Origin of the sequence: Bradyrhizobium sp. LTSPM299 (assembly GCF_000938235.1) — a bacterium.
In the GTDB taxonomy this organism is placed as follows: domain Bacteria; phylum Pseudomonadota; class Alphaproteobacteria; order Rhizobiales; family Xanthobacteraceae; genus Bradyrhizobium.
In genome coordinates, this window is sequence record NZ_JYMU01000031.1 from 227,083 (window position 1) to 252,927 (window position 25,845).

29 protein-coding genes and 1 tRNA gene are annotated in these 25,845 nt (G+C 60.0%); 20 read left to right on the forward strand and 10 right to left on the reverse strand.

What is annotated here, in order from left to right; genetic code table 11:
* Positions 1–640 precede the first annotated feature (640 nt).
* Together UP10_RS18615 and UP10_RS18620 are read left to right on the forward strand one after the other, a co-directional pair.
* Complete coding sequence (locus UP10_RS18615) at positions 641–832, forward strand: hypothetical protein (protein ID WP_044588727.1); 192 nt, start codon at positions 641–643, stop codon at positions 830–832.
* A 134-nt stretch (positions 833–966) separates the two neighbouring features.
* Positions 967–1,818 (forward strand): 3-hydroxybutyryl-CoA dehydrogenase, encoded by an 852-nt coding sequence (locus UP10_RS18620; RefSeq protein ID WP_044588728.1) that lies wholly within the window; start codon positions 967–969, stop codon positions 1,816–1,818.
* 172 nt (positions 1,819–1,990) lie between these two features.
* Here the strand turns inward: UP10_RS18620 and UP10_RS18625 are convergent, their stop codons facing one another.
* Complete coding sequence (locus UP10_RS18625) at positions 1,991–2,791, reverse strand: anthrax toxin lethal factor-related metalloendopeptidase (RefSeq protein WP_044588729.1); 801 nt, start codon at positions 2,789–2,791, stop codon at positions 1,991–1,993.
* 342 nt (positions 2,792–3,133) lie between these two features.
* Between UP10_RS18625 and UP10_RS18630 the strand changes: the two genes are divergently transcribed.
* The 3 genes from UP10_RS18630 (at position 3,134) to UP10_RS18635 (ending at position 4,258) form a co-directional block, all read left to right on the forward strand.
* On the forward strand, positions 3,134–3,394 hold the full coding sequence (locus UP10_RS18630) for a DUF3551 domain-containing protein (protein ID WP_044588730.1): 261 nt from the start codon (positions 3,134–3,136) through the stop codon (positions 3,392–3,394).
* Positions 3,395–3,511: 117 nt separating this feature from the next.
* Positions 3,512–3,676 (forward strand): hypothetical protein, encoded by a 165-nt coding sequence (locus UP10_RS45325; protein ID WP_197086851.1) that lies wholly within the window; start codon positions 3,512–3,514, stop codon positions 3,674–3,676.
* Between the two features lie 87 nt (positions 3,677–3,763).
* Positions 3,764–4,258, forward strand: coding sequence for a hypothetical protein (locus UP10_RS18635; protein WP_044588731.1), 495 nt, complete (start codon positions 3,764–3,766; stop codon positions 4,256–4,258).
* 602 nt (positions 4,259–4,860) lie between these two features.
* On the opposite strand, the gene UP10_RS18640 is transcribed toward UP10_RS18635, so the two are convergent.
* The gene (locus tag UP10_RS18640) at positions 4,861–5,151 is read right to left on the reverse strand and encodes a hypothetical protein (protein WP_044588732.1); all 291 of its coding nucleotides are present in this window, start codon (positions 5,149–5,151) and stop codon (positions 4,861–4,863) included.
* Positions 5,152–5,275: 124 nt separating this feature from the next.
* Between UP10_RS18640 and UP10_RS18645 the strand changes: the two genes are divergently transcribed.
* The 5 genes from UP10_RS18645 (at position 5,276) to UP10_RS18665 (ending at position 11,323) form a co-directional block, all read left to right on the forward strand.
* A complete protein-coding gene (locus UP10_RS18645; protein WP_044588733.1) occupies positions 5,276–5,710 on the forward strand; it encodes a hypothetical protein in 435 nt (144 codons plus the stop codon).
* A gap of 603 nt (positions 5,711–6,313) precedes the next feature.
* Complete coding sequence (locus tag UP10_RS18650; protein WP_044588734.1) at positions 6,314–7,333, forward strand: glycosyltransferase family 2 protein; 1,020 nt, start codon at positions 6,314–6,316, stop codon at positions 7,331–7,333.
* Positions 7,334–7,389: 56 nt separating this feature from the next.
* A complete protein-coding gene (locus UP10_RS18655; RefSeq protein WP_044588735.1) occupies positions 7,390–9,102 on the forward strand; it encodes a hypothetical protein in 1,713 nt (570 codons plus the stop codon).
* A gap of 53 nt (positions 9,103–9,155) precedes the next feature.
* Positions 9,156–10,364 carry a radical SAM protein gene (locus UP10_RS18660; RefSeq protein ID WP_044588736.1) on the forward strand — a complete coding sequence of 403 codons (1,209 nt, stop codon included), beginning with the start codon at positions 9,156–9,158 and terminating at the stop codon, positions 10,362–10,364.
* Positions 10,365–10,378: 14 nt separating this feature from the next.
* Positions 10,379–11,323, forward strand: a complete 945-nt coding sequence (locus UP10_RS18665) for a hypothetical protein (RefSeq protein WP_044588737.1) — start codon at positions 10,379–10,381, stop codon at positions 11,321–11,323.
* Between the two features lie 17 nt (positions 11,324–11,340).
* Here the strand turns inward: UP10_RS18665 and UP10_RS18670 are convergent, their stop codons facing one another.
* Positions 11,341–12,186, reverse strand: coding sequence for a class I SAM-dependent methyltransferase (locus tag UP10_RS18670; protein ID WP_082077173.1), 846 nt, complete (start codon positions 12,184–12,186; stop codon positions 11,341–11,343).
* Between the two features lie 121 nt (positions 12,187–12,307).
* Between UP10_RS18670 and UP10_RS18675 the strand changes: the two genes are divergently transcribed.
* The 4 genes from UP10_RS18675 (at position 12,308) to galE (ending at position 15,363) form a co-directional block, all read left to right on the forward strand.
* A complete protein-coding gene (locus UP10_RS18675) occupies positions 12,308–12,853 on the forward strand; it encodes a hypothetical protein (protein ID WP_156180129.1) in 546 nt (181 codons plus the stop codon).
* The gene (locus tag UP10_RS18680) at positions 12,853–13,365 is read left to right on the forward strand and encodes a hypothetical protein (protein WP_044588740.1); all 513 of its coding nucleotides are present in this window, start codon (positions 12,853–12,855) and stop codon (positions 13,363–13,365) included. The genes UP10_RS18675 and UP10_RS18680 overlap by 1 nt, the downstream gene beginning before the upstream one ends.
* 73 nt (positions 13,366–13,438) lie before the next feature.
* Positions 13,439–14,392, forward strand: a complete 954-nt coding sequence (locus UP10_RS18685) for a UDP-glucuronic acid decarboxylase family protein (RefSeq protein ID WP_044588741.1) — start codon at positions 13,439–13,441, stop codon at positions 14,390–14,392.
* A complete protein-coding gene (galE, locus tag UP10_RS18690) occupies positions 14,389–15,363 on the forward strand; it encodes a UDP-glucose 4-epimerase GalE (RefSeq protein ID WP_044588742.1) in 975 nt (324 codons plus the stop codon). Before UP10_RS18685 ends, galE begins: the two co-directional genes overlap by 4 nt.
* A gap of 388 nt (positions 15,364–15,751) precedes the next feature.
* On the opposite strand, the gene UP10_RS44380 is transcribed toward galE, so the two are convergent.
* Positions 15,752–15,907 carry a hypothetical protein gene (locus tag UP10_RS44380; protein WP_156180131.1) on the reverse strand — a complete coding sequence of 52 codons (156 nt, stop codon included), beginning with the start codon at positions 15,905–15,907 and terminating at the stop codon, positions 15,752–15,754.
* Between the two features lie 11 nt (positions 15,908–15,918).
* On the opposite strand from UP10_RS44380, the gene UP10_RS18695 reads away from it, so the two are divergent.
* A complete protein-coding gene (locus tag UP10_RS18695; protein WP_044588743.1) occupies positions 15,919–16,146 on the forward strand; it encodes a cysteine rich repeat-containing protein in 228 nt (75 codons plus the stop codon).
* Positions 16,147–16,978: 832 nt separating this feature from the next.
* On the opposite strand, the gene UP10_RS44385 is transcribed toward UP10_RS18695, so the two are convergent.
* The gene (locus tag UP10_RS44385; RefSeq protein ID WP_156180133.1) at positions 16,979–17,143 is read right to left on the reverse strand and encodes a hypothetical protein; all 165 of its coding nucleotides are present in this window, start codon (positions 17,141–17,143) and stop codon (positions 16,979–16,981) included.
* Between the two features lie 384 nt (positions 17,144–17,527).
* Between UP10_RS44385 and UP10_RS18705 the strand changes: the two genes are divergently transcribed.
* The 4 genes from UP10_RS18705 (at position 17,528) to UP10_RS45330 (ending at position 20,345) form a co-directional block, all read left to right on the forward strand.
* Positions 17,528–17,604, forward strand: a tRNA-Asn gene (locus UP10_RS18705).
* A gap of 1,238 nt (positions 17,605–18,842) precedes the next feature.
* On the forward strand, positions 18,843–19,214 hold the full coding sequence (locus UP10_RS44390; RefSeq protein ID WP_156180135.1) for a hypothetical protein: 372 nt from the start codon (positions 18,843–18,845) through the stop codon (positions 19,212–19,214).
* Between the two features lie 35 nt (positions 19,215–19,249).
* Positions 19,250–19,480 carry a hypothetical protein gene (locus UP10_RS18710; protein ID WP_044588745.1) on the forward strand — a complete coding sequence of 77 codons (231 nt, stop codon included), beginning with the start codon at positions 19,250–19,252 and terminating at the stop codon, positions 19,478–19,480.
* Between the two features lie 121 nt (positions 19,481–19,601).
* On the forward strand, positions 19,602–20,345 hold the full coding sequence (locus UP10_RS45330) for a retropepsin-like aspartic protease (RefSeq protein WP_197086852.1): 744 nt from the start codon (positions 19,602–19,604) through the stop codon (positions 20,343–20,345).
* A gap of 98 nt (positions 20,346–20,443) precedes the next feature.
* Here the strand turns inward: UP10_RS45330 and UP10_RS43150 are convergent, their stop codons facing one another.
* The 3 genes from UP10_RS43150 to UP10_RS44400 all read right to left on the reverse strand — a co-directional run bounded on the left by UP10_RS43150 (position 20,444) and on the right by UP10_RS44400 (position 22,027).
* Positions 20,444–20,632, reverse strand: a complete 189-nt coding sequence (locus UP10_RS43150; RefSeq protein WP_082077175.1) for a hypothetical protein — start codon at positions 20,630–20,632, stop codon at positions 20,444–20,446.
* A 547-nt stretch (positions 20,633–21,179) separates the two neighbouring features.
* Positions 21,180–21,647: a helix-turn-helix domain-containing protein gene (locus UP10_RS18720; RefSeq protein ID WP_044588747.1), complete on the reverse strand. Its 468-nt coding sequence runs from the start codon at positions 21,645–21,647 to the stop codon at positions 21,180–21,182.
* Positions 21,644–22,027 carry a hypothetical protein gene (locus tag UP10_RS44400; protein ID WP_156180137.1) on the reverse strand — a complete coding sequence of 128 codons (384 nt, stop codon included), beginning with the start codon at positions 22,025–22,027 and terminating at the stop codon, positions 21,644–21,646. The genes UP10_RS18720 and UP10_RS44400 overlap by 4 nt, the downstream gene beginning before the upstream one ends.
* A 171-nt stretch (positions 22,028–22,198) precedes the next feature.
* Between UP10_RS44400 and UP10_RS18730 the strand changes: the two genes are divergently transcribed.
* A complete protein-coding gene (locus tag UP10_RS18730; RefSeq protein ID WP_044588749.1) occupies positions 22,199–22,579 on the forward strand; it encodes a hypothetical protein in 381 nt (126 codons plus the stop codon).
* A gap of 1,595 nt (positions 22,580–24,174) precedes the next feature.
* Here the strand turns inward: UP10_RS18730 and UP10_RS18735 are convergent.
* Both UP10_RS18735 and UP10_RS18740 read right to left on the reverse strand, forming a co-directional pair.
* The gene (locus UP10_RS18735; protein WP_044588750.1) at positions 24,175–24,552 is read right to left on the reverse strand and encodes an NUDIX hydrolase; all 378 of its coding nucleotides are present in this window, start codon (positions 24,550–24,552) and stop codon (positions 24,175–24,177) included.
* A 1,068-nt stretch (positions 24,553–25,620) separates the two neighbouring features.
* Positions 25,621–25,815 (reverse strand): hypothetical protein, encoded by a 195-nt coding sequence (locus tag UP10_RS18740; protein ID WP_044588241.1) that lies wholly within the window; start codon positions 25,813–25,815, stop codon positions 25,621–25,623.
* Between the last annotated feature and the right edge of the window lie 30 nt (positions 25,816–25,845).

Here is a 25,845-nt window from a genome sequence, read left to right on the forward strand (position 1 = left end):
AAAATTCGATCAACTCAACGCGAGGCATGCCGGCCGGCGCGATGTTGCAGCGCCGTGGTATCGGTCATCAATCCGGGAGATTACTGGTCGCGCGCAACAGCCGCCCAACTGGCAGACGCGACATCAGCGCGCTTTGCGGAACGTCGCCGATCTAGTTCGCGGACGAATCCGACAGCAGCGACTGCCGCGGATAGGCGTGGCCGGCGGCCGCACATCGGCGTTGCGACAGCCCCTCGAAGCGCCACAACGTCACCGGCCCCGCGGATTCGCAATGGTCGCAACGCAATGGCGCGTCGCCCAGCAGATAGCGCCCGTGCCGGAACACACCCGACGAGGCGATCTCTTTGCAATTCGGGCAAGCCAACGTCAGCTTGCTCGTCCTCCACCACCGAAACAATCGAAACACCGCATCCCCCAGCGTTTCTGAGTGCCATCCCTGTAACAAACTAGCAATCTTCCGGCTCGCGTGGAAGTAGCGGAAGGTCGCGCCTTGCCACTATTTCCGTGTGGAACCAGTCTACCTCATGAGTACGGTGATTCGGTCTATCAGGCTTGGTTAGCAATTTCTTAAAGGCTGATCCTCCACTGCGCGATTGCACCAAACCGTTCATTCAAGGATGGAGGCTAGCAAGGCGCGGAGATGGACCCGGAGCATGACATCGACGAGGGGATATTGCCGGCGCTTCGCCGCAGCTACGGACGGCTGGCCTGGTGGATCGTCAGGCTGAATCGCATGCTCGAGCCGTCGCGCGTCGCCGAGTCGCCGCGACTCAGGGTGCCGCCACGCGCGGCTGTGCCGCCGCGGCAATCGTTGCCGCCGCGCCCCGAATAGCATCACCAGGATACCAGCCGTTCCCGTATCGGCCGCCTGACCGGACTGCTATGCATGCGCGATCCGCGGATGGCAGGTCCGCATTTTCTTGATGGTGCCGCGGGGCGGCTCAAGCGACGGGAAGGACGAACGCAATGATCGAGACGGTTGGCATCATCGGCGCCGGGACAATGGGTAATGGCATCGCCCAGGTGAGCGCTGCAGCGGGGCTCGGCGTCACCATGGTCGACATTTCCGACGCCGCGGTGCAGCGCGGCCTGAAGACGGTCGGGGCAAGCCTCGATCGCCTGGTCAGCAAGGAGAAGATGACCGCTGCCGACCGCGAGGCGACGCTGGCGCGCATCACGGCGACGTCAGACAAAGCCAAGCTCGTCGCCTGTGACCTGGTGATCGAGGCTGCCACCGAGAATGAGGACCTCAAGATCAAGATCCTGAAGGACCTCTGCGAATCGCTGAAGCCGAGCACGCTGCTCGCCACCAACACATCGTCGATCTCGATCACCAGGCTCGCGGCCGCGACGGATCGTCCCGACCGCTTCATCGGGATGCATTTCTTCAACCCGGTTCCGGTGATGGCGCTGCTTGAACTGATCCGCGGGCTGCAGACGTCGGACGATACTGTCGCCAAGGCAACCGCTTTCGCCAAGCGCGTCGGCAAGGTCGCAATCACTGCGAAGAACAGCCCGGGCTTTGCCGTCAATCGCATCCTGTGCCCGATGATCAACGAGGCGATCTTCGCGCTGCAGGAGGGCATTGCCACCGCCGAGGAGATTGATGCCGGCATGAAGCTCGGCTGTAACCACCCGATCGGACCGCTCGCGCTCGCCGACCTGATCGGCCTCGACACGATGCTGTCGGTGATGGAGGTGTTTTATACCGGATTCAACGATCCCAAGTACCGGCCCGCGCCGCTCTTGAAGGAAATGGTTGATGCCGGTCATCTCGGCCGCAAGACCGGTCAGGGATTTTACAGCTACAGCAAGTGAGATCTGATCACGCGGCCGATACCGTAGTCATCCGGAATGGATCGCGCGGAAGACTTGATTTAACACGCGTGACATCAGACATCACCTGATCCGCCACGTGAGGCGGGGGACAGAAGACGCGAGGCCCGGTCTCCTAGGCACACCGGGCCTCGTGCTCTTTTAGCGTCGAAACTCAGTTCGCCGATGCGACGGGCGTGACGCCTGTCTCTTCCGGGTCGAAGCCGAACAGGCCGACGAGATACTTATAGTATTCCGGCATCTTCTCCTTGAGCTTGACGCGCGTATAGGGTTCGTGCGCAGAATCCTTGCCCGCAAGGAAGATGCTCGCCGTAACCGCGAAGAACTCCTGATGGTTTTTCAACGCGTAGGCCTCCTTGGGGAACAGCTCCTTTGACTTGGCTTCGCCGGCGAAATTCTTGATGACCTTGTTTTCATAGCCGTTCGGCATCAGCTTGGCGTGATAGGCGTGGAGGAATTCGTGCAGCAGCACCGGGTCCTTCTCAGAGCGCATCATGTTCGGGCGCAGTTTGATGACGCCAATGCCGGAATCGACGGCAAGTGCCAGTGGGTCCGAATTGGTCCACTGCTGCTTGTCGTGATCCCAGATGGTGATATCGCGCGTCGTGCGCTGGTCCCATTCAGGAGACATGATGCCGTAGCAGGCCGCGGCGGCTCCCTCCTCAAGACACGCCATCTCGCTCGCAACGATCGGCACGCTGTGGAAAAATTGCAGCACCCTCGGGCTGAAGCGCGCCGCTTCCACGACGTCGAGCTGGCGGCGGACCATGTCGGCGAGGTCAGCGACGTCCTTGCGTTCGGTGTTCTCGGAGAGATCGAAAACATAGCCGCGATATCTCTCGAAGCCGGTCGGCGTCGGTGTGGGCGCACTGGACGGCTCGGATGTTCGTGGTCCAGCCAGTGCAGGGCCAAGCGTGAGCGACAGGATGACCGAGGCGACGAGCCTATAACGCATGAATATTCCCCTGTGCGACAGACTGGTCGTCTGTCGTCGTTCGTCATGGTGACCGGCATCGAGATTAGAGCGTGCGCATTGCAGCGCGCTTAAGTTGCGCACCTCAACCGCACCCGTTGCGTTAACTGCCGGTTGACCACATGCGTCCAGCGGAACCGGGACAGCAGGCATCGACGGATCAGGCGTGCAAGTTTGAAGGCCGGCCAGCCGCCTTCATTTGGCGTGGGGAACTGGTCTCGATCGGCCCTCACGGCTTCTTGAGACGGCGGCTGGAAACCTCGCGTCATCCGCTTCCGTACCTACATCAACTGGTGGGGCTCGATCGGAAGAGGAAACGGGACCATGCGCGCGACAATTTGGGCAGTTCTGGCGTTTGCGGCGCTCGGTGCCGGTTCGCTTATGGGCCTTGCATCGCCTGCGGCGGCCGATCCGTATGACTATCCCTGGTGCATCCAGGGTAGGCAGCAGGGGTATCCCGGCTATTGCGGTTTCCAGACCTACCAACAGTGTCAGGCAACCGCATCCGGCCAAGACGCCTCTTGCGGCTACAATCCGCGCTTTGCGTTCGGCCCGCAGCGGATGCCGCCGCGGGTGATCCGGTGAGACATGTCGGGGCAAGTCACCAGCACAGAGGTGAGGGAACTTAGGTCTCTTGGACCAATCTGGCACGAGGTTCGCATTGTCGATCGGATTGATCGAACAGACTGCGTTGGAGAGCAAATGGGCGAAGTTATCCGGTTCATTTCGAAGTCCGAACTTGAGCGTGCGCGACTGATACGTGAGGCCCGCGCGAACTACGAGCGCGTCTTTCCGTCGGCGGAGTCCGGCCGCGACGAAGCCAGCCTGCTCGACGGCAACGGAAACCAGGTGTCATCCGATCCGTGACACCTGGCGGTGTTGAACCTGCCGTGGCGGTGTGGTCCATTTGGAGCGGCTGCCTGACATTGCAGCCCTGGAGGGGCGCCCACGACGATGTGGCAGATCTGGAAGCAGTTTTGGCAGACGTATTGGCAGATTTGGACGATCGACAAGCCCGCCGAGCTGGGCGACTGGTTGTGGCAGATCCTGGTTGTTGAACTCGCCGCCTTTCTGGATCGGCTGACGCTGCGACGGGTTGTCGCGTTCGTCCCGGTCGTCATCCTCGTCTTCGCGTATTTGCACCGGATTCCGCTGCCTCCCGAATTGTTGCTGCTTGGCGACATGCTCGCCTACATCGATATCTTCTCGATGATCTTCCTGGTCGGCATCTTCACGCGCGTCGCGACCGTGATGACCGTGATCAGGCAAGCTGCCGATCACGCTCGCTGGATTTTGCAGCGCGTGCCGATTGCGCTGCGCGTGCTGGATATCCGTCACCTTCGCACGAAGGCGATCGGCGGTCGCAAGCGGCGCGATCGGGCGAACACGGACGACGACATCGCCGTCTTTCCCGGCATGGCTCGTTTTCCCGGCATGGCTTGCGCGTAGCTTTTCTGACGGCGACGCAGCATCGTTTCAGTGCGGAGCGAAAATTGCGAAACTCAAAACGCTGGGTCAGACCCATGCGGGACACGGCTTAGCCGTGGGAGCGCCGCAATCCGCGCTATGGTCGGCGGCGCAACTGGTGGCTCGCGTTGGGCCGCCGAAGAAAGATGGCAGGCAACCTATGACGAGCGTCATTCTGGCCCTTTGCTCGTGCGCAGTGGCCACGCTGTTCTACCGGGCCGGATATCGCAATGGCTATGATTCCGGCATCACTGACGCGGGCGAACTCGCATTTCACGTTGACGCCGGCTCGCGGGGGCATGGCCAACGCATTTAGACCTTGCGGAGCGAGCCCGTGGCTGCCTCCGACCTACTCAGCGCCGCGGGTTACCAAATTGTCCGGAGCGTCATCACCGCTGTGTCGACGCGCGCTGCTGAGATCGGTGGCGCCAGACTGGGATCGATGAAACTCGAGACCCAATTGGAAGCTCCAGATACCGAGCAGCAGTGCGCCTGCGATGCAGACCACGACGAATGCCCAATCGCGCCTTGTGATCATGTCGAAAGCCCGGTCGAGGTCATGAGTGCTTGCAGGCGGGGGCGGGTTATTCGCGGCCTCTCTTGAAGAGGCGTTTCGTGGTTTCGATCGCCTCGAGCAAAAACGGGGACAGCACGAAGAACGCGCCCATCCCGACCGAGACGATGATGTGGCGGAGGGAGACCTTCTCGTCGTCCTCAAACGGATAGCCGTTCTTGTCGATCGGTGCAGGCGCGAAATCACTGCCGGATTGGCGCGCCGGTTCGGTCCGCCGCGGTTTGCGCGGCGGGGCCGTCACGACCACGAAGAGGACGTTCAGAAGCAGCCATATCCCCAGGACAATGAGTAAGATCCGCACTGCGCAGGTCCAATAAATGAACAAAAACAACTATCAACTTATCCGGTCGCGCCGGATGCTGCCATAACTCATTTGGGGGAGGCGCGATGTCCGGTTCCTTAGATGTCCTTGCGAGCGAGATCGTGTGCTTGCTGAGAACGCCCAAAGCAAGCGGTCCCGCGGGGTCGATTGTTTCTGGAATGAAGAGAATGCGGTCGTCGCGGATTATCCCTTCCCAAAGGAAGGTCTATTCAAAATTTCACCCATAATCAGGCTACCAAACCATCGCTATCTCCAGGCAATCGGAAAGTACGAACCCAGGCTTTCCGCCAGAAAATGGGAGATAACGATGCGAAAGACAATTCTTGCAGCCGTCGGTGCCTCGATCATTGCGGTCTTAACCGCGCAAGCGGCGGCGGCTGCCTCCGGACACCACCGCACGCGGACGAATCACCGCGCCATAGCAACCGAGCAATTTCGAAACAGCAACAATGCCTATGCCGCGCCCAGTAATGTTGCAGCGCAGCCGGGCTGGTCAGGCTATGACGGCGCGATGGGGTCGGGGATGGTCGGTCACTGACCTGCAATATACCGAAGAGAGGCTCGCGCACCGACGGGGCCCCGCCGCAGGTGCGCGCTGCCTAAATATCGAAAACAACCCCATGCAAAGTAGCCGGCGGCTGCCGGCGCTCGACGAGGCAACTTGACACGTCAGGCAACTCAGGGATATTCTTCGAATATTCCGAAATTGTGTGGACTCTCGCCGCACTAACCAGCCCGATATCGAGATAGCAAAGCGGCCCACGACGTCGCGGTTGCCGATGTGCAGCGTTCCGCGGCCACGTCTGAGGAGGGCCGGCGAGCCCGACGGACCTTCTCGGCCCACGATCTAGTCCGAAGTGGCTGCACTAAGGCACTGATTTCCGCTAGCTCAATCGACGTGGCAAAGTGCTTTTTCGATAGACGCGACGGCATTCAAGGGTAATCAATGGGTGCGCATTCGCGGGCGGCCTTGCTGGCCGGTTGGCGGCACTGGGCGCGAAGTCGAGGCTCGAGGTAATTTTTCTACCGATCTCTTTCGATAGCGCCTAAAGGTTGCGTCTGTTCTTGAGTGCCTGATTTGTTGCAAGTCGCCGGCCGAGTTCGGCGAGCTTTTGGTGGGGGAAGTATTTTGCACTGCAGCGTGTCCGTCATCGTGCCTTGCTTCAACGAGAGCGAGGTTATTTCCTCCACTCACGCCGAACTTGATCGATGCTTGGGGGCGTCGCACGACTTCAGCTTTGAAATCATCTATGTCGACGATGGAAGTCGTGACGCAACACCCGCCATCCTTCGCGACATCCGCAAGCGCGATCCACGGGTCAAGCTGATCCGTTTTTCGAGGAATTTCGGCCATCAGGCAGCCGTGTCGGCTGGCATAGACCACGCGTCCGGCGACGCAGTGGCGATCATGGATGCCGATCTCCAGGATCCGCCGGAGGTGCTGCTCGCGATGCTCGCGAAATGGCGCGACGGATTCGAGGTGGTTTACGGCGTGCGCCTCAAACGCAAGGAGGGCCTCTTCAAGCGGTTCTGCTACCGTGCCTTCTATCTGGTCTGGCAGAAGATGGCCGATATTCACGTCCCGCTCGATAGCGGCGATTTCTGCGTCATGGATCGCCAGGTCGCCGACGTGCTTCGGAGCCTCCCGGAAAACGGGCGCTTTCTCCGTGGCCTGCGCGCCTGGGCAGGATTCCGTCAGTGCGGTTTTCCCTATGAGCGGGACGCGCGGCGCGCGGGGGAACCCAAATATTCGTTCGTGCGCCTGGTCCGTCTCGCTGCAAGCGGCATCTTCAACTTTTCCGATGTGCCCCTGCGGTTCATTTCGCTCGCCGGACTGGTGGCGTCGGCCGGTGCAATCTTGGGCGCAGTGCTGCTGCTGCTGCAGCGGTTGTTTGAGGTCCGTATCTTTGGCTACGCGCCCCAGGACATGCCCGGCTATACGTCGCTGTTCCTCGCCTTGCAGTTCTTCAGTGGAATCCAGCTGCTGTCGCTCGGCATCATCGGCGAGTACGTCGCGCGCATGTATGGGGAGATCAAACGGCGTCCGGTCTATGTCGTGGCCGAGCGGCTCGGCGTTTCGCTCGTCGAGCAGCAGGTTCGCACCGGAGAAACCGAACCGGCGTCAACGGTTCCGGAGCGGCCCCGGCTCGCTTCGAGCTGAGGACCCGGTCGGTCGAATGACGTCCAGCCACATCTTCCGATGACGAGAGTTTCGCAATGACCTCAGACACGACAAGGTGCTCGAACAGCACCGCTGCGTCGCTGGCCTGTGCCATCCTGGGCGTGTGCGTCGTGTACATCGTCGTGCTGGACTGGCGTTTTCCCTACATCCATCAGATCCCGGTGTTCGACCTCGATTACATCACGACGGTGATGATGATGTTCGCCCGCAATTGGTGGATCGAGGGACCGTGGCAGATGCTGTTCTCGATGCCTTACGCCCCGTTGTCGGTGGAAACGGCGACGCCGGACCTGCGTTATGCCATGTACCAGTCGTGGCCGCCGGGCGCGGTTCTCCCGCTCTATCTGGTCGCTCTGTTGACTGGCACCGAACCCAACATCACGATGGTCAATTGGCTGAATGTCGCCGGCCACGGATTGATTGCGCTCTTCCTGTCTCTGGCGGCGTATTTCACCGCGAACCTCCTGCGCCGCCCCAGGATCGAGGGTGTAGTGCTCGCGATCGTGGCAGCATGCCTGGTCTTGTTTCCACGCGGTGCGGTCTACTTCTTCTCCCAGATCTACGCCTTCGACACCCATATCGTCGTCTATTACGCGCTGCTGCTCTTTGCCGTGGCGCTCGAACTTGGGGCGTCCAATCGGTCGTCGGCGCGCCGATATTACTGGCTTCAAATCGCGATTCTGATCTGCGGCCTGTTCGTCGATTGGCTGTTTTACTTCGTGTTTGCCGTTTGGTTCGTTCTCCGGCTGGTCGGGGCGTGGACGGACCGCGGCAGCCCGATGAAACGCAAGGAAGCCTGGGCGCTGACGGCGTTGCCGCTCGTGACCTTTGCGGTATTTCTGATTTGGCGGTTTCGCACGCCGGGATCGATCGCCGCAAAGGACGGGGTGATCGCATCGATCGAAGAACTGGCGTGGAAGTTGGTATACCGAATTGGTGAGACCTCCGACCATCCGGTCTCGTCGGTGAGGTTCTTTCCGGCATTCTACGAGTCCCACCGTTTCTACTATTGGGACACGGCGCCTGTCCTGATCGGCGTCGGATTTGTCATCTGCCTCGTGCTGTCTGTGGCCCTCCTGATCACGTCCCGGACCGATTCCGTAGCGCGAAAGGCCTCCTTTGGCCTGTTCTCGATGTTTCTACTTTCGATTGTTCCCGCGTACGCGCAAATGATCGTGCTCAAGCAGCACACCTATATCCATCCCTGGTCGCTGGCCAAAGTGGTGGTGCCGCTGGCGATGGTCCCGGGTGTGTTCCTGCCGCTGATGGCCGCGGCCGTCCTGCAGCGTTGGTTATCCGGGTGGTCGAATGGCTGGTGGAAGAGCGTCGGGCGCATCGCCGGCACCGTAGGCGTTCTGGCGTTTGCCCTTTGGATCGGTACCGAAGCGTGGCCGAGGCAGACCCCCTACATTCTTGGTAGAATCGATCCCGCCGGCGCCGTTCCGTGGCTGACGATTCACGATATGACGAGCTACCGCGATGTGGTCTTCTCACCCGATTTCGAGACCGTGCCTTTCGGAGCGGAAGCGGCAGTTTCGGGAAAACTTGTCTATCGGGCCCGTTCGTTTGCAGAGGTGGATCGCAAGGTTAATTACGTTTGCGGGGCGTTCCAGGTTGTTATCGTGCATAAAGGGGAGGACGCCGACCCGACATTCGACGGCCGGACGCCCAAATATGTCATCAGGATTGGTGGATTGACGCTCACGCGCTTTAGTGATTACCCGGGAGCTGCTAAGGGCTGCCCCTGAACCGCGACACCGGCAGGCCAGTTGTTTTCTTCGCTGTCCGGAAGGAAGCAGGCATGGACTATTTCAGTCTCGATCAGAAAATAGCATTGGCGCGGAGTCTTCTGACCAAGACCAGCCCGGCCTATGTCCAGTTCTACATCACGGCACGATGCAATCTTGCCTGCGAGCAGTGCAACATCATCTACGCGGATGCCAACGCGCAGGAAATGGCGATCGACCAGATCCGTCTGATGGCGGACAATCTGGCTGCGATCGGTGTCTGCGTGGTCCTCCTGATCGGGGGGGAACCATTCGTGCGGAGGGACCTGCCGGAGATCGTGAAAACCTTCACCGAACGGGGCATTCACGTGCGAATGCAAACCAACGGACTTGCCACCCGCAAAGCGCTCGAGGAGTGCGTCCGGAACGGCGCGCACGACATCAGCATTTCCCTGGACAGTCTGCGTCCGGAGCTGCAGGACACCATCAACGGCGGCTTCAGCAAGAGCTGGGAGCGGGCGATCGCGTCCGTTTCCGTCATCAACGAGATATTCCCTGAAAATGGCACGGCGTTCTTCAACAACGTGCTGATGCCGCGGAATCTCCACGACATCCAGGACGTGATCCGTTTTGCCACCGCGATCGGCTGGGGCGTTTCGGTCGTGCCGGTCCATGTATCGACCGCCGACAAGCCGCGCGGCTTCCAGACCTTCGACGATGAATCGGTCGTGACCTTCCCGAAGGAACGCTACGCCGAGGTGAAGAAGGTCACCGAGCAATTGAAGTCGCTTCGGCGCGCCGGCCTCAACCTTTACGATTCCGACGAGTATCTCGACGACATCTATCGCTTTGTTGCAAAGGAGCCGCTGCAGTGGCGTCGGCGCAACAACAATGTGTGCGACTCGCCGAACCTGTATTTCGCCATCGCGCCGAACGGCAATCTCAAGGTCTGCTGTGATTTCGAGACCAACGGGAAGTATCCGATCTACGATCCGCAGTTTCCGGAATGGTATCGCGACGGGCGCATTCATGAAGACGCCTATTCGTACACGCGGTCGTGCAGCGGCTGCATGTATGGCAGCTATCCGGAGATCACGATCTCGGCGCGTTACCTCAAGCCGATGATCGAGCGATTCCATTACTTCAACGTCCGGCCTCCGGTCTTGAAGAAACTCAGTACCCAGGAGCTGCGCGAACTCGCTGCCCAGATCCTCTGGGACCGGACCGGCGAACATCTGGATCCGGCCGTCCTGCCGGAGAAGCTGGTCAGGCGAGCCTCGTAACCGGCCGTAATGACATGAACAGGCACCACGCGCTGCGCTTTCTGCTGCTGAAGCATCTCTGGATGTTGCGCGCGCACGTGCCGGCGGAACGCCACCGTCGCATCGCGCAGAGCCTCAAGGTCGAAAAGAACGCCGACGTCTGGGTCGTGACCTGGCGCGATGGCGACGAGCCGAAGACCCTCGAATTTCCTCTCGACGACGTGGCGCTCTATGTCCGGGGCGATCTGGGCGGCAAGGTTGCAGGCGGAAGCGACGCCAAGAACGAAGTGTTGGGCGAGCGCTTCGCGCGCCAGGCGCTCGCGATCGCGGATCACCTCGGCCGCCAGGCCAAGGTCGGCCGCTTCGAGCGGCTTGGGCTCCAGATTGCCGGTTGCGTCGTCGTCGTCGCGGCGATGGTGGCGACGGCGTCATGGCCGGCGCTCGCGGCGGTCGCGCTCGCGGCTACGATGACACTTCCGGAGTTCTGGTTTCGCAAGGGAAAGACGCTGAACGCCATTTTCGGTCTCATTCTGGCAGGGACGGGGGCGCCGGCAGCGGCGTTGATCGCCAATACCGGATTGGCGGGGCTGAACTTTGCCGACCCCGATCGAAAATGGCGCGCCTACCGGATTGCGGCCCATCTGGCTGCTGCTGGCTGGTCGGTCGTGGCGTTGCTGCGCCATCCAGCACCCGCCGTTGCGATCGTGTATGTGGTGGCCGCCTTCGTGGCGGCGTTTGCGATCGCCTATTTTCGATGGCTCAATGGCTCGCACTTCCGGCTATATCCGCTGGTGTTTCCGCTGGTGTGCGCCGGTTTGGTCTGGAACGGCGAGTGGCTTCCGGGCGCGATCGGCCTGTTCGGATCGGCGGCGGGATTTCTGCTGCCGTTCCTGTTCGCTTCAAACGTGACCATGAAAGGCACAGAGCCGGCCCTTCTGAAACGCCTGGGCCCGCTCAGCATCGATCCAGAGCTTCCGTAATCTCGAAACAGGCGCCGCTATCCGGCCTGGCCGACATAGAGCAGGGACGTTCCGAGCGGTGGATTAGGCACTGCGTGCGTCTCGAACTGCATCGCTCCGGTCAGGACGGCGTTGGCCAGCCGGTTCGGCGGCTGCACTCCGCGCTGCACCATCGTTGTCGACCTGCCGTCGTTTTCGCGGCCCAGCGAGACCAGCAATTTCCGCAGCGTCAGCACGGGCAACATGGTCAGGCCCCAATAGCGATCGTCCACCTTGCGGACGCCAGCGCCGGTCAACTCGGCCTCCAGCGTCGTCTTGGTGTACCTTCGGCAGTGACCGACTGCGACGTCGAACTTGCTGTAGAGGCTCTGCAGGGCGGGCACGTTGATGAACACATGGCCGCCCGGCTTGAGATGATGGAGCGCGGAAGCGAGAAATTCCGTCGGTCTGTCGATGTGCTCGATCACGTCGAACAAGATCAGCGCGTCGTAACGAGCCGCAAGATCGGCTGCTCGATCGTGGATGTTATAGAGCGCCGTGCGGCCGCGGCCCGGCGCGCTGTGCGCCAGCGCAGCGACATTGAGGTCGACTGCGTCGATCGTCCAGCGCGTTGTTGCCTCCAGCATTGTCCGCAGAATACCCTGACCGCAGCCGATCTCCAGAACTGTGAGCGGCGTCTCCATCGAGATCGATAGCGTCCGGCACTGCTGCAGGAAGGCACGGGTCCGCCAGATCATCCAGAAATGGTGTTCATCCATGATGTCGTACCATTCACTCGGAAAGTTGATTGCTTCGGCCGGCGACAGGATCTCGACATGCGGTGGGAGAACCGGGAGAGTTACCTCTCCGGATTTTGCCGCATCTGCTAAAGTCTCCCTGTTCATGGACCGCCACTTCGGTTGAATGCGGCCGCGACGCTAGGATGGCGCCGCGCCATTGGCAACGGCGTTGCGGCAGAATAGGGTTACGGCAAGATGCCGCGATGAAGGAACTGGGAGGACCTTGTTGGCTTTGGTGATCGTTCCTTCACAGATCGTGATGGCCAGCTTCGCAGCCAGTGCCTCGGTCCCGCTGTTCCTGCTTGCACTTTCGCGAGGACCATTTGCGGTCCGCGATCTCCGGAAGCGATTTCGCCTCGGGTGCCTGCTCGCGATCGTCTTGTGGGTTGGCCTGGTCGTGGCGGACCGCGAGTTTTGGCGCCTCGATGCCAAGGTAGCGGGTGACGTGCTGGCCGGCGGCTTGATCATCTGTTCTGCCGTCCTCACCACGCTGATCGTCTGGCTTCTGGTGGCAGCGGGCGTCTCGACGACCCTGCTTGTCAGCCTGTCCGCGAACCCGGGACCGGTCGAGATCGAGCCATGGCTCGCCGACTACGGACACGGCTTCGGCATACGGGATATGTTCAGGGATCGGCTCAACCTGCTGCTCGGCAGCCGCGCTGCCGGGCTGGATCAGTCGACCGTGCGGCTCGTGCCGGGCGCGCGCTTGCCTGTAGCGCTGCTCAAGTTCGCAATGTTCTATTTCGATTTCTCGAAGCCTCCTGGCCGCTGATGTCGTTTCTGGTCGGCCTGATCAGTCTGGTGGTTTTGGCCGTCGTGGTTCCGGTGGTGGTTCGTGTCAGCCAACGACGAAACGCGATCGGGATCATCGTCAGTGCTGCGCTGATTATTCATGTGGCGGGCGTGATTGTGGGGGCCTCTGTGCTTGCCGAACTGGACTACTGGCAATGCGCGTCGCTGTACTGGTTCGCCACGGTCATCATGATTTACGCCTACGGGACCTGCTATCGGTCGCTGTCCGTCCAGATGCTGCTGGTGGTCGCGCGAACCGGATCGCGCGCAATCGGGGTCGAGCCGCTCTACGACCAGCATTTCAGGGGATTCATCAGCGATCGGATCGACGCCCTGGTCGAGGGCGGCCGGGCTGAATTTCGGGATGGCCGGATCGTCATCACGCCGAGAGGCCGTTCGGGCGCCGAACTGATATCGCGGGCGCGGCGCATTTTTGCCCTGAGGGAAAGCCGGCTCTATTTTACCAAAGTGGATCCGATGGAGACGGTGTGAGTGATCCAGCAGCGTGCTGTCACCGCGTGTCGGCAGGGGCGCTCGCAAAAAGAGACGATTTGGGGAGGTGGTTTTGTTCAAGAGAAAACGAATACTCGTAACTGGAGGGGCCGGCTTCCTTGGCTCACATCTGTGCGAGCGTCTGCTGGCCGATGGCCATGATGTGCTTTGCGTCGACAATTTCTACACCGGTACGCGCGACAATATCTTGCAGCTTCTCGACAACAAGCGGTTCGAATTGATGCGTCACGACGTGACGTTCCCGCTTTATATCGAGGTCGACGAAATCTATAATCTCGCTTGTCCCGCGTCGCCGAACCATTATCAGCATGACCCGGTGCAAACCACCAAGACCAGCGTGCATGGGGCGATCAACATGCTGGGCCTCGCCAAACGGCTCAGGGCGCGGATCTTTCAGGCATCGACCAGCGAGGTGTATGGCGATCCGACGGTTCATCCGCAGACCGAAGACTACCGCGGTCACGTCAATCCGATCGGTCCGCGCGCCTGCTACGATGAGGGCAAGCGCTGCGCCGAAACCCTGTTCTTTGACTATCGCCGGCAGCACAATCTGAACATCAGGGTGGCCCGTATCTTCAACACTTACGGCCCGCGCATGCACGTCAATGACGGCCGCGTGGTCTCCAATTTCATCGTCCAGGCGCTGCGCGGCGAGCCCATCACCATCTACGGCTCTGGCCGCCAGACCCGGGCGTTCTGCTACGTCGACGATCTGATCGAAGGCATCGTGCGGCTGATGCGGACCTCCGACGACGTGACCGGTCCCGTCAATCTCGGAAACCCGGTGGAAATCTCCATCGGCGAGCTAGCAGCCAGGATCATCGCGCTGACGGGTTCGCGCTCCCAGCTCCACACCGCGCCGCTGCCTGAAGACGACCCCGTGCAGCGCTGTCCCGACATTTCGCTCGCCGGGCGGCTGATCGACTGGAAGCCGACGATCGAGCTCAACCAGGGTCTGCAGCGCTGCATCGCCTATTTCGACGATCTGCTGCGTGCCTCCGCATGACCTCCGTGCTTGTGACCGGCGGCGCCGGCTATGTGGGGAGCCACAGTTGCAAGGCGCTCGCGGCCGCCGGTCTCGTTCCCGTCACCTACGACAATCTTGGCCGTGGTCACCGGGAGGCGGTCAAGTGGGGCACGCTTGAGACAGGCGACATCAGGGATCGCGAGCGGCTCGATGCGGTGCTGCGTCAGCACCGTCCCGAGGCAATCCTTCACTGCGCCGCGATTGCCTATGTCGGCGAGTCCGTCGCGGACCCCGCGATCTATTACGACAACAACGTCACGGGATCGCAGGTGGTGCTGGAAGCGGCGCGCGGGGCGGGCATCGACTGTGTGGTGTTCTCGAGCAGCTGCACGGTCTACGGACTGCCGGCCGCGATGCCTGTGACCGAGGACATGCCCTGTGCGCCGATCAGCCCGTATGGCCGGACCAAGATGATCGTCGAGGGCATGCTGCGCGACTATGGCGCGGCCTACGGCATGCGTTCGATCATCCTGCGCTATTTCAACGCCTCCGGCGCCGATCCCGACGGGGAGACCGGCGAGGATCACGATCCGGAGCCGCACCTCATTCCGCGCGCCCTGATGGCCGCCGCCGGCGATCTGCCGCACCTCGATATTCTCGGCGCCGATTATCCGACCCCCGACGGCACCGCGATCCGCGACTACATCCATGTCAGCGACCTCGCCGATGCCCACGTCCGGGCCTTGCGCGATCTCCTGGCCGGCGGCGCGTCGGACACACTCAATCTCGGCACCGGCGTCGGCTATTCCGTCAGCGAGATCGTCGCCGCGGTCGAACGCATCACCGCGAAGGCCGTGCCCGTCCGAACAGGGCCGAGACGCCCCGGCGACCCCGCCGCGCTATGGGCTGCCCCCGGGCGCGCTCAGGCCCGGCTCCAGTGCCGGCTGTCGCACTCGGACCTCGATACGATCATTGCGACAGCGTGGAAGTGGCACTGCCGGCCAAGGTAGATCGGCTCGGCCGGTGGTTCGGGTCGCACAGACGCGAACGGTTGAGCGAGAGATGGTTGCCGGCTCTCGCACAATCCGTTCGGGCGCGAGGTTGTCACGGTGCGATTTGCTGCGCCGGCATAGTCGTTATGGCAACAGCACACCGTCAGCGAAGGACATCACCAGCGGCGATGATGTCGCCAGCCATAATGGTGACCGCGCCCTCGGCCCCAGCCGTAGTGGTGACCGCGACCGCCGCGATGACCCCAGCCATGACCGCCTCTAACTTGGATGACGGAACTATCAGAGCCGGCAAGATTTCCCGCTGCTGCAATAGGCATTGCTGATGCCGTCATCGCGGGAATTGCTGCAAAGGCGCAGGCGGCAAGCGCGACCACCAAAAGCTTTTTCATCTCTTCTCCTCCCCCGCGACCACCGCGGAAAGGAGGGAAAGTCCCGACGTCTGCCAAAGTTCCACTTCTGAAACCGCCGTCTGCGCGACCGGTACCTGAGGAACCGCGCAATGGATCTCGGCTTTATCCATCAATTCGATTTTGGGATTCATGGAGGTGATCGATGCGCCAACTCATGCTTGCCACCGCGACGTTACTAATCGGAGCGTCATCGTCATTCGCTCAGGGCCATATGGGCACTCCGCAAGAGCAACGGGCGTGCAGGCGCGACGCACAGCAATACTGCCGACAGCAATTGGGCGATGACGGCGCGGTTCAGCAGTGCCTGCAGCAAAATCGCACGAAGCTCAGCAAGAGTTGCCAGAAGGTATTTGAGAGCCACGGAATGTAGATCGGAGCCGTAAAATCATCTGGCCCGGCGAGGGCGTTGCTGGTCACTCATTTCTCTTCGTCCTCCAGCGCTCTGCGCCGTCGATTTTGTTCATCCTTACCTTGAGACCGCGAGCGGAACTACGAAGACGGTGAAGGCGACGCGGCGCCGTGTGGATATGACGGCCGGACTTCTTGTGGGCCTGACTGCTTGTCCCGATGAACGCACGTTCATGGAACGGCCGTTGTTTCAACTGGTTGGTTGGAAGGGTTCATCCAAGGAGGACTAATATGAGACTCGCAATCATCACGCTTTCTGCCGCGGCTATCCTGGTTTCCGCTCCCGCCGCATTTGCGCAAGGGACATCGAGCAAGACGCCCGGCCACGAGATGCAGGAGAAGGGTTCTAAGAAGGGCAGCCCGGGCGCGTCCGGGTACGCTCCGGGACAGGAGATGCAAGCAAAGGGCTCCAAGAATGGGAGCCCCGGTGCGTCTGGCTATGCGCCCGGTCAAACAACCGGATCCAGCACCGGTACGAAGTCCAAGTAGCCATCCGAGCAACTATCCGCAATCGAACGACGGCCCGCCGGCTCAACCCCGGCGGGCCCCGGCCAACGAGCGACACGGAACGAAGCGCGGTCCCTCCGATCAATCGGTGCCACCCCAACTTGAAAGCTAGTCTAGCCATCATGATCGATAGTTCGCCAGACCACGTCGCTGCGCATTCTGGCAATAGATTGGGTCCATGGGTGATAGTGGCGCTTGTCATCTTTCTGGCGGGCGGTGCTGTTTTTTGGACAGTTCACGACACCGCAACCCAATCAGAGGCTCCGCAGCAAAAGACGGAGATATCGTCAGCCCAAGACACCGCCGTCGAGCAGATGACGCAGACTTTGCTTGGGCTCCAGCAAGCCGTGCAGGACGTCCAATCTGGCCAGCAGAGACTTGCCGGTCAAATGAATGACCTGCAGCGCAAATATTCTGCAGACCAGGGCGATCGCAAGCCGTTGTCGGATCAATTGGGCTCACTGAGTGCGCGGGTAGATTCTCTGGTCTCAACAAATGCCCAGAGCGTCCCTGCAACAGCGTCCGGGAGCGCTTCAACACCGCAATCGACTCGAAAGAACAAGCGCAGCAGGCAATAGCGCAGCGCCTAAAACTCGCGTCAGAGCCCAGCAGCAGTGGGCGTTTTCAGCGCAAGGCGATCACGGCCAGTCTGACGGAGGCAGCAGAAGGAGATAGAAATCATCCGCGCGCGTTCTCACGTTGTGCAAAGAACCGCTCACAAACGTCGAATAGTTCCGCTTCGTGGCGGCAGATCAATTAACCCAAGTCACAAAGTTAACAAACGAATCTACCGAAACCTGAGCCATTCTGAAGTATGGTTGGTCGTTGCAAAATGTTCCTTGGTAGCTCAGTTGGTAGAGCGAACGATTGTTAATCGTTAGGTCGGTGGTTCGAGTCCACTCCCAAGGAGCCATTGCCAGCGTTATCCCGCAAATGGCATAGGGTGACCCGCGGATCGACATGCCGCCGTCGCCCCGACAACACGGCCCTTCACTTCCTCAGCCATTGCCTCAACGCGAGACATTTTCCGCGAGATTCTTCCTTGTGTGCGTTGCAGCGCTGGAGCTTGAACAGGTGGTGTTGGAGGAGATTTAGCGCGGCGGTGTGCGTTGCAGCGGTCGAATTCGCTTTCCATCGGCGAACTGACTGTTACGTTTCCGCGTGGCGCTCGCACCATCCGCTGCCGGGGAGCGCCCATTTGGTTAGAGACTTTTATCTCAGCCAAGGCCCCCGTCCGCGCTCAGCCCCCGGACGGGGGTTTTATTTGTGGTTTGGTTCATTTGGGCCATGAACCTTTGCGCGCTTCGTGCGACTTAAATTAATCGGGATTTTGCATCATCCTTCCCGGGGCTAGAACCAACGCCGTCCGCGATCGTTTCGAGCGGACGGCGTTGTGTTGTCGGACGTCAGTCGGGCCAGATTCTCATCCAGAGCACGATTGAACCCGTAGTTCTCCGTGAATGATTAAATCTCCTGTCGCGCTTATCCTGTATGAGTTTCCAACGCAGCGAGTTTGCCGTGGCGACCAAATCTCAGACGCACCCCATCGGGCAATTAAAGTGGATCGCCAGGAGATTGAAACGGGCAAGCTGATCCGCTGCCCGTTTTGCGAAGCCGCAGACTTCGTCATATTCGACAGTCCAAAGACGGCGACAATGGACGAGAGTTGGATAGCTTGTCCGGCATGCGATGAAGCGACGACCGTCCGAGTTACAAAGACGAGTGCGCGACGCCTCAGAGCAGCCTAGTTCTATTGGCCTGTGGCGTTTGCGCCATAAGGACGGGCTGGCGGCCGCCTCCACGATTGGGCGGGACCGTCGCTCCGTGCGGGGTGAGAGCGGCGGTCCCTCATCGCGCCATCCGCATGGTCGGGGTGTGGGATTGGGTCGGCAATCATCACGACTGGCACATTGTAAATCGACAAATGCCCATGGCAATTGCCATTCCCAGCCAGCCAGCAGATATAGCGGGAAGGTCAACTCGTGACGCAAAGGTGGTAGCGCGCGGCATCAATTGCGAATCACGGTCACCGTAGAAACACGGGAATTTCGGACGAACATTGGCGATGGCATCAATCCTGTCACGAAACTAAAATGCGGGATTGGCGAGATCGTCAGTCGATATGCGATAAGCGCTTCGAGGAGTTTTTACGTGCAAGTCATACGAAATGGATTTCTATCGCTTCTGGCCTTGGGAGCGCTAACCCTGGAAGGTCACGCGCAAACGCCGGTCGCATCATTGGAGTGCGATTTTCAACCCGCTTCGACTGATGATTGGAATATGGCCGCGTCGACCCTGCAGTACTACGTCGATCCAGCAAGAGGTTGGAGAGTGAACGAAGATTCCTTCTCCTTCGATGGCCCGGCAAACATTACTGTCGGTGGAAAGGATCACGTAGTTTCGCTTTCGATCACTATTTCCCGACAGTCAGGCAAAGCTACCAAAACCCTGTCGTCGGAAGGGAAATCCCTTGCAACCAGCGGGGAATGCAAAAAAATGGAATCCTCCGGGCGTAAATTCTAAGCGTACCCGTCGGCTCAAATGCTCGGGCGTGCTCCATGATCCTGCGTTGCGGCGACAAGCCCGGTGGCGTCATGAAGGTCAGCAGGATTGACGTCCACGATAAAGCGCAAGCGATCGTCGATTACGGGTTGATGTTGGTTTCGCTTTTGGCCAGTTCGGACCTCAGAGAAGTGCCTGACGGCGTTCGCCTGACGGTGTGGCATATGATCGACCACGCAAAGGCGATCCGGGCCGCCTGTGATCTCGGGCCAAAGACCGCGGCCTGATATCAGGTTTCAGCCAACAGCCCGCCGGTTCACGCCCGGCGAGCTTTTCCGGGTCGGCGCGTATAAAAGGCAATCGACGGAGGCTAAGGGGAGGGCGTACACTAGGCGGATAATGGTCAAAATGGATACTTACAGCGTCGTCTTTCTGGCGCTGGCAATTTTCTTCTTCCTGGTGCGCAGTGTCCTCAGACAGCGCACCGGGAGCGAACGGCCGCCTGTGACCGACGCCTTCCTCTATCGCCTCTCCATGATATCAGCCGTCTTAGCCGCGGTGCTTTACGTCGCCAACAGAACCCAGTTGCATTCGTTGCTCGAGGCTGTCTCAACCCCTGTCGCTACACCCACCGTCGCGGCGCCTAAAATCGCCGCACCTGCTATCGCCGCAATTACCCAACCGGCTCCGGTGGTGGACAGCGTGCCGATCTACCCAACCAACAATGGCGCGTCGGCGATGATCGATGTGGTGTTGGGCGTCCAACCGCTTAGGATGCTGTTGGATACTGGCGCAACAACGTGCCTGGTATCAGAGGCCATCGCGGCTAGAATTGTACGCGATGGGTATGGGGTTCGACAGGAAGCTGCTCGTTTCAAGATGGCGGATGGCACGATCCGCTCCCTGCCAACTCTTCTCATCAGGGAGGTGCAGATTGGACAGCATACTGTCCGCAATGTGTGGGCCGGGGTTTCACCTACAGGTGAGATGCTACTAGCCTTCCCCGTCGTCAATGCCATCGCTCCATTCACAATCGACACGCGAGCGAGGTTGTTGATTTTTCATACTTCCTCAAACTCGATAGGCGGCGGTCACTTTGCTGCGTCCCCGACTGCTGGGAAGCGAAACGACCCTTCCAAGTTACCCGCCTAAACTGAGATGGCCCCGGTGTCGGGCATCGATCGAACAGCCAGCCAGTTCATGCCCGGCTGATTTTACTGCCTTGAAGCCCAAAACTACTTTGGTGGCTGCTATTCTTGTGACGTAAGCCATTTGTTTTTGTGGGAAAGCTCGTCCGCCCGCCGGGCCTTCCTTCGGGCCATCCTGAGCAGGGTATCACGCTCTTCGCCGGGCGGCAGGTTCTCCACTTTCTCTCGAAGACGCTTGGCTACAAGACGATCGAGGAATGACAGCAGATATTTGAAGCGACGGCGCTGCATGGTCTGGCTCCCATGACTGGCCTGCCCAGATACGAAAACGCCGAAGGACTTGAGCGCGTTCCTCCGATCACATGGAGACTGGCAGGATTGGTTCCGGCGGCGGAACACCGTGTTCTTCCGGAATCCACATCGGCTGTGGAAAACTCTAGTCTGATCGTTGCCGGGGCTGGACATTTCATCCCGATCATATTTTCGAGAATTTTCCCGGTAAGGGGCCGCGGCGTGAGCGGCCCCTTTCGATTCATGCTCGGGATTGCTTGCCGCAGCCTACCTAATAAGCTCAACTTGGCGTCGATCTGGGGGAGGGCATCAAATGAAGGCTTCCGCACTGAGCTTCCGTGCCGCTGTCGTGCTGGCAATAGCGGGAATGATCTGGGGTATCTTTCCCCACCGGTCCCGGTTTCCATAGGCTCGGGTGAGATCGGACCTCTTGATTCGATGCTCCGCGCCGTTTGCCGGCGCGCCGCAAATCCAGCAATTTGGCTTGACCGTCAATTTCGCAACTCTCCGGATCGCCGGCAACTGGAACGCGCTGGAGTCGAAATCGTCAGCCGTGCTTCCGCTCCAGATCAGGTGCGTTGAGCGGCTTCCATCCGTTCTTCTTGGTGAAGCACCCTTTGCCGCCCTCGACACGATCAAGGTCGGCCAGTTTCTCCAGCATCCGCTTGATGTGAACATTGTTGCCCAAGGCTTCAGAATAGAGTGCGCGCAGCAGCCTCTCTGCGGTAGGCGGCATGAACTTGTCGCGTTTCTTTTCCCACAGCCGTAGCGTCTGCTCTTCCGCTCCGATGATGCCGGCGAGCGCACGCTGAGTCAGCTCCATCTCGGTACGGATGAAGCGAAGTTCTGCGCCGTTGAGCGGTCGCGGCTGTGCGATCAGCCACTTGCCGATTGCCTTGTGCAGCCCGTCCGTGTTCTGGATCGACACAGCCTTGCCGTAAGCTGTCTTGTGGATGGTGTAGCCGTCGAGAAGGTACACGTTGTCGAGGCCGCTTTCCGTGTAGTGATAGGTCATGGATCGCTCCCTCTGTTAGAAAGTCGTGATGACGATAATGTGCGTGGCCCACTCAATCGCCACCGCCCCGTCAGGTTCATTTGCCAGTTGCCGTGCCCATTGATGAATGGACCTTCCGTAATAATTCCAAGCCGTACGCACCGCTCGATCTGCACCCGCGTGATTGACCTCTGAGCCTTTCGTTTCCTTGCATGCGCGATCATGACGATGTTGTTGCTGTCGGCGGCAATCATCCGGACCAGCCTGATCGCGTCGGCATCGTTGAGACTATCCGGCTGTTGCGCGGGCGGAAAATCGCGCTTGAGCTGAACGACCTCGGCGGGGCGGCCGGGCTTGGCAGCCTTCGCTTTCCCCTTTTTCGGCTTATTCGGCTCATCCATGAGACCTATAAATATTATAGGTTGACGGTCTGTCAACAGATGTGGACGCGTACAGTTCCAAGACGGGGGGAATTCGCGGCAACGTGACCACCAAGTCACTTAAAATGGAGAAAAATCCTCAAGACGGGAACAAATCCGAGGCTGCGGCAGGATCAGGCACGCAAGGTCGCGGTGAAGGCGCGCGCCATCGCTGGCGACAACCCTGACGCCGATGCTGCGATCTCCGCGCTCCGCGAAGCGGCGGCGCACCATCGGGTGACGCTGACCGCGCACGACACCGCGATCTCGCGGGCGGACGTCGCAGCCCACCGGCTCGATCAGTTTGTCGAGAGCCTCCGGGCGCGAGGCGCAATGCGCGAATTCACCAAATCCTACAAGGCGGCGCGTTTGGCGGCGAGGGGGCGCGGTGAGGGCTTCATGAGTTATGCGGTCGCCGAGGCACGGCTGCGGATGGCGCTGATCCCGTACCTTGTCAGCGGGTGCGAGGTCGGCGCAGTGCCATCGTTGTTCGCGGAAATTTTCCGCGCCAAAGGCCGAGAGCGGGCCGCCTGATGGCCTGCCGCGTCGGGTAGCTCTATGCCGGCCAACCGGAATCAACGCACCGGCAATGCCTCGCGGGCGCGCAGGACAACCAGGCAGCGATTGGTCGGGCTTCGTTTCCTTCCCGGTCTCAGCGCGGGACCCGGGGCTGTTTCCATTGGGTCATGGTTAGCGTGTGGGGATGCCGAAATCGAGTTCAAACCGCGTTTCTTGCAGGATCATTGCCGCTCTTTGTCGTCGGGCTTCGCCGCTTCCCGAGCCAACCGCTCAGCCTTCAATCGCTCGTAATTTTTCCGGAACGCATCCTGAGCTTTTTCGTATTCCGTTGCTACGCTCGATCTACCGGCGCGCTGAAAAGTCCGTGCTGTCTCTCGCTGGGGAACGTCCTTTATTTTATCTCGCATGGATCACCTCGTGACCAGGGAGATGACGATATATCGCAAGAATGGTTCGCCGGAAGGAAACCCCCTGATTAGGCTTTCTTATTAGGTTTAATGTCGGTGGTTTTATCGGAATTGTGTGGATAGCCCTGAGCGCGATGACGGACGATAAATGCCGCCTAGCACTAGCCCCAAGGCCATCTCGACGATAGCCAAGGTGATCGGCCCAAGCTGATCAGGCCAAAAGCAGAGACCCGGCCAAGGCTCAACCTCCGGCTTTATTTCGGCAAAGTTCCGCCCCGATTTCCAGCCTAGACTTTCTTAGCGACAGACTCAGGGGGACAATATGAAGCCAGCCGACTATGCGCGTATGGCCGAAGAGTGCTCACGGCAGGCTGACGCGATGCAGCCTGGCACTGAGCGGGATGCTTTAATTGAGAAGGTCCGGCTATTCCGATCCTATGCCAGAACGGACAATTGGGTCGCCTCTAGGGAATTACAGCCACCCAGCTAGCCAATGGGGGCGACCGTGATCGACGGCATCCGCTACGCGGGCGACTATCAGGTGATCTAGCGGGGCAATGAAAGAGGCCGCCAACTGAGGCGGCTCAAAATTGAGCAAGGAGGATATTTTGTGGACCCTTGTCTTATTTACAATGCTCACGAGCGCGGCTGGAGCTTCCAGCTCCAACGTGACAACGTTCCGGTTCAACTCGAAGGAACAGTGCGAAGCGGCCGGGAAAACACTTGGTGAGACGGGCGCTCTAGGAGATCATGACGTCGCCACGTATCGTATTTGGGGAAAGTGCATTGCCCCTCGGTAAAAAGCCAGCCCCCAACTGAGGCGGCCCTACTCGGCTGGTTCTACATAACCGCACCGCAGGCACTCGCGCATCTTGTTCGGCGTCGTTGTCATCAGCTTCATTCGGCATTTCGGACAGGCGGGACGCGGCGAGGAGACCTCCAGATAGCGAATGCCAGACGGACCGAGCTCGTTGTGGGAGGTTGGCTGGCGTTTCGACATGGCCGCAGTCCGATAAAGGCCGCCGGAGATCGTCTACCCGACGCGCGCTATGTTCGGAAGGCGACGTAATTCTCAAAGTTCCTTCAAAGCGTCGCCGCGACTCTCAAAAGCAGTAACTTGGTTATGATCGCGAAGCTTGCCCGCCTTTGCCTGCGTCTTGGCATTCGGGGGAAATGAAGGAGCCGCCAACTGAGGCGGCGTTGCTATTTCGGGAAAAGCTTGTCTCTCACGTATCGAGACGTTGGCGTGAGCCGAATGCCACGCGGCTTGCGCCAGATCGCTTTGTCGATCTCCTTCTTGTCGCCAATGGTCAGGGGACCGGATGCTTTTCTGGCGACAAAGATCGCGTCGCTCATCTTTCTGCCTGAGCGGCGGTTCTTTGATTTTACTTCCTTCCAGAGGCGGACGCGCCCGAGCTTGAGCTTGGGTAGCTCTTCTTTGATTTCTCTGCGTAGGCAGTCTTTCTCAGTCTCGCGTGGCTGCTTGCGACCGCCGGGAAACATCCAAAGCCGGTCGCTCTTCCGTCGTACCAAGAGGACCTTGCCGCGCTTTACCGCTATGAGCTTTGAAGACTTCGCCATTCAACACTCAGTTTCGCCGACCAGAATCGGTGGGCAACTATAGCAGATTGGGGATTAACGAAGTTCCGTAGTCCTACCGGGAATATCGGTTAAGCCTCGGTTTCCGCAGGCTTAAACCTAGTGGGGCACATACTCGTAAACGACGAGCGCCCCAAGTCCGATCATGGCGACCAGCACAGCTATTGCGAGCAAGGATTGCCGTTAAGCACAGTGTGAGCCTCGCATGGCTGCTCGAAGGCGCGGGACCCATTTCCAAGAAATACCCGGAGCGCGATCAATGAAGGACCGTCGACGATCGCACCGGAAGCGTAACCGGCAACGGCTGGCGACACATGCCCGCCGCCTGTCCCGATAGTCCCAAAAAGCTACGCCGCCGGGCTCGAAATGCATTGTCCCGGCGGCGTCTATTTCAGACTGGGTCCCTGAAATCCCAGCGATATGAAATTAGCAGATGCGGTGCCAAGCAGATGTGAAGTGGTTCACACTGGCGCGTGGGATTTTCGATTTTAACGAGCGCGGAGTGTTAGTGCCCCCAACCCCGACACTCCAAGCGCGCGGCCTCGGTCCCCAAAGACTGGGGCCGTACCTTTTGGGGTGACCGCGGTGTCCAGTGATCGCGCCGGTGCACGGGGGTGCTTCACAGCAGTGCCTTGCATGCAACGCGCGGTTGCCAATCGATCTTGGAACACAACTTCATTCTTTCAAAAGCGCGAGCATTCGCACATGCTCAATGAGCCTTCCGGGGGTAAGGGGCTTTCATCTCGAAATCATTTCATTTCCCGGACGAGAGGCCGCGCGGATCAAACCGGCGGCCTTTCCGATTCCTGGAAGAGAAGAGGAGCCGCCCACGGGGCTGGGGCTAGGCGGCTCCTCTCTGACACGAGACCGCAGTTGCCCCCACGCGGCCCCGTCCCGGTATCAGGATGAGCACGAGATGCGGGGCGGTTAGGGCAGCAATCGCAGGCGCCCGAGTTATCCACCGCTCGATCGGGCCAACTCACCAGCGGCCCGGCGAAAGTCACGGCGGGGCATCCGAGCGGGCCTGCGGAGGAGTCGACCGAGGCAGGCTTACACGCGCCGAATTCTCTCTTTCAGCTTGCGGTTGATCAGCATCTCGGCGCGGCGCCTTGCCAATTCGAGCAACCTCGTGCGCACGGTGCTTCGTATCGATTGATCATCCAACAGGATGATAATCTCGAACTGATCATCGTATTTGCGGGTCACGCTGAACGTGACGCCTTTATGGGTGAAGATCTCGGGCATGCGCGAGCGATATCAAATCGCTCGCTACGG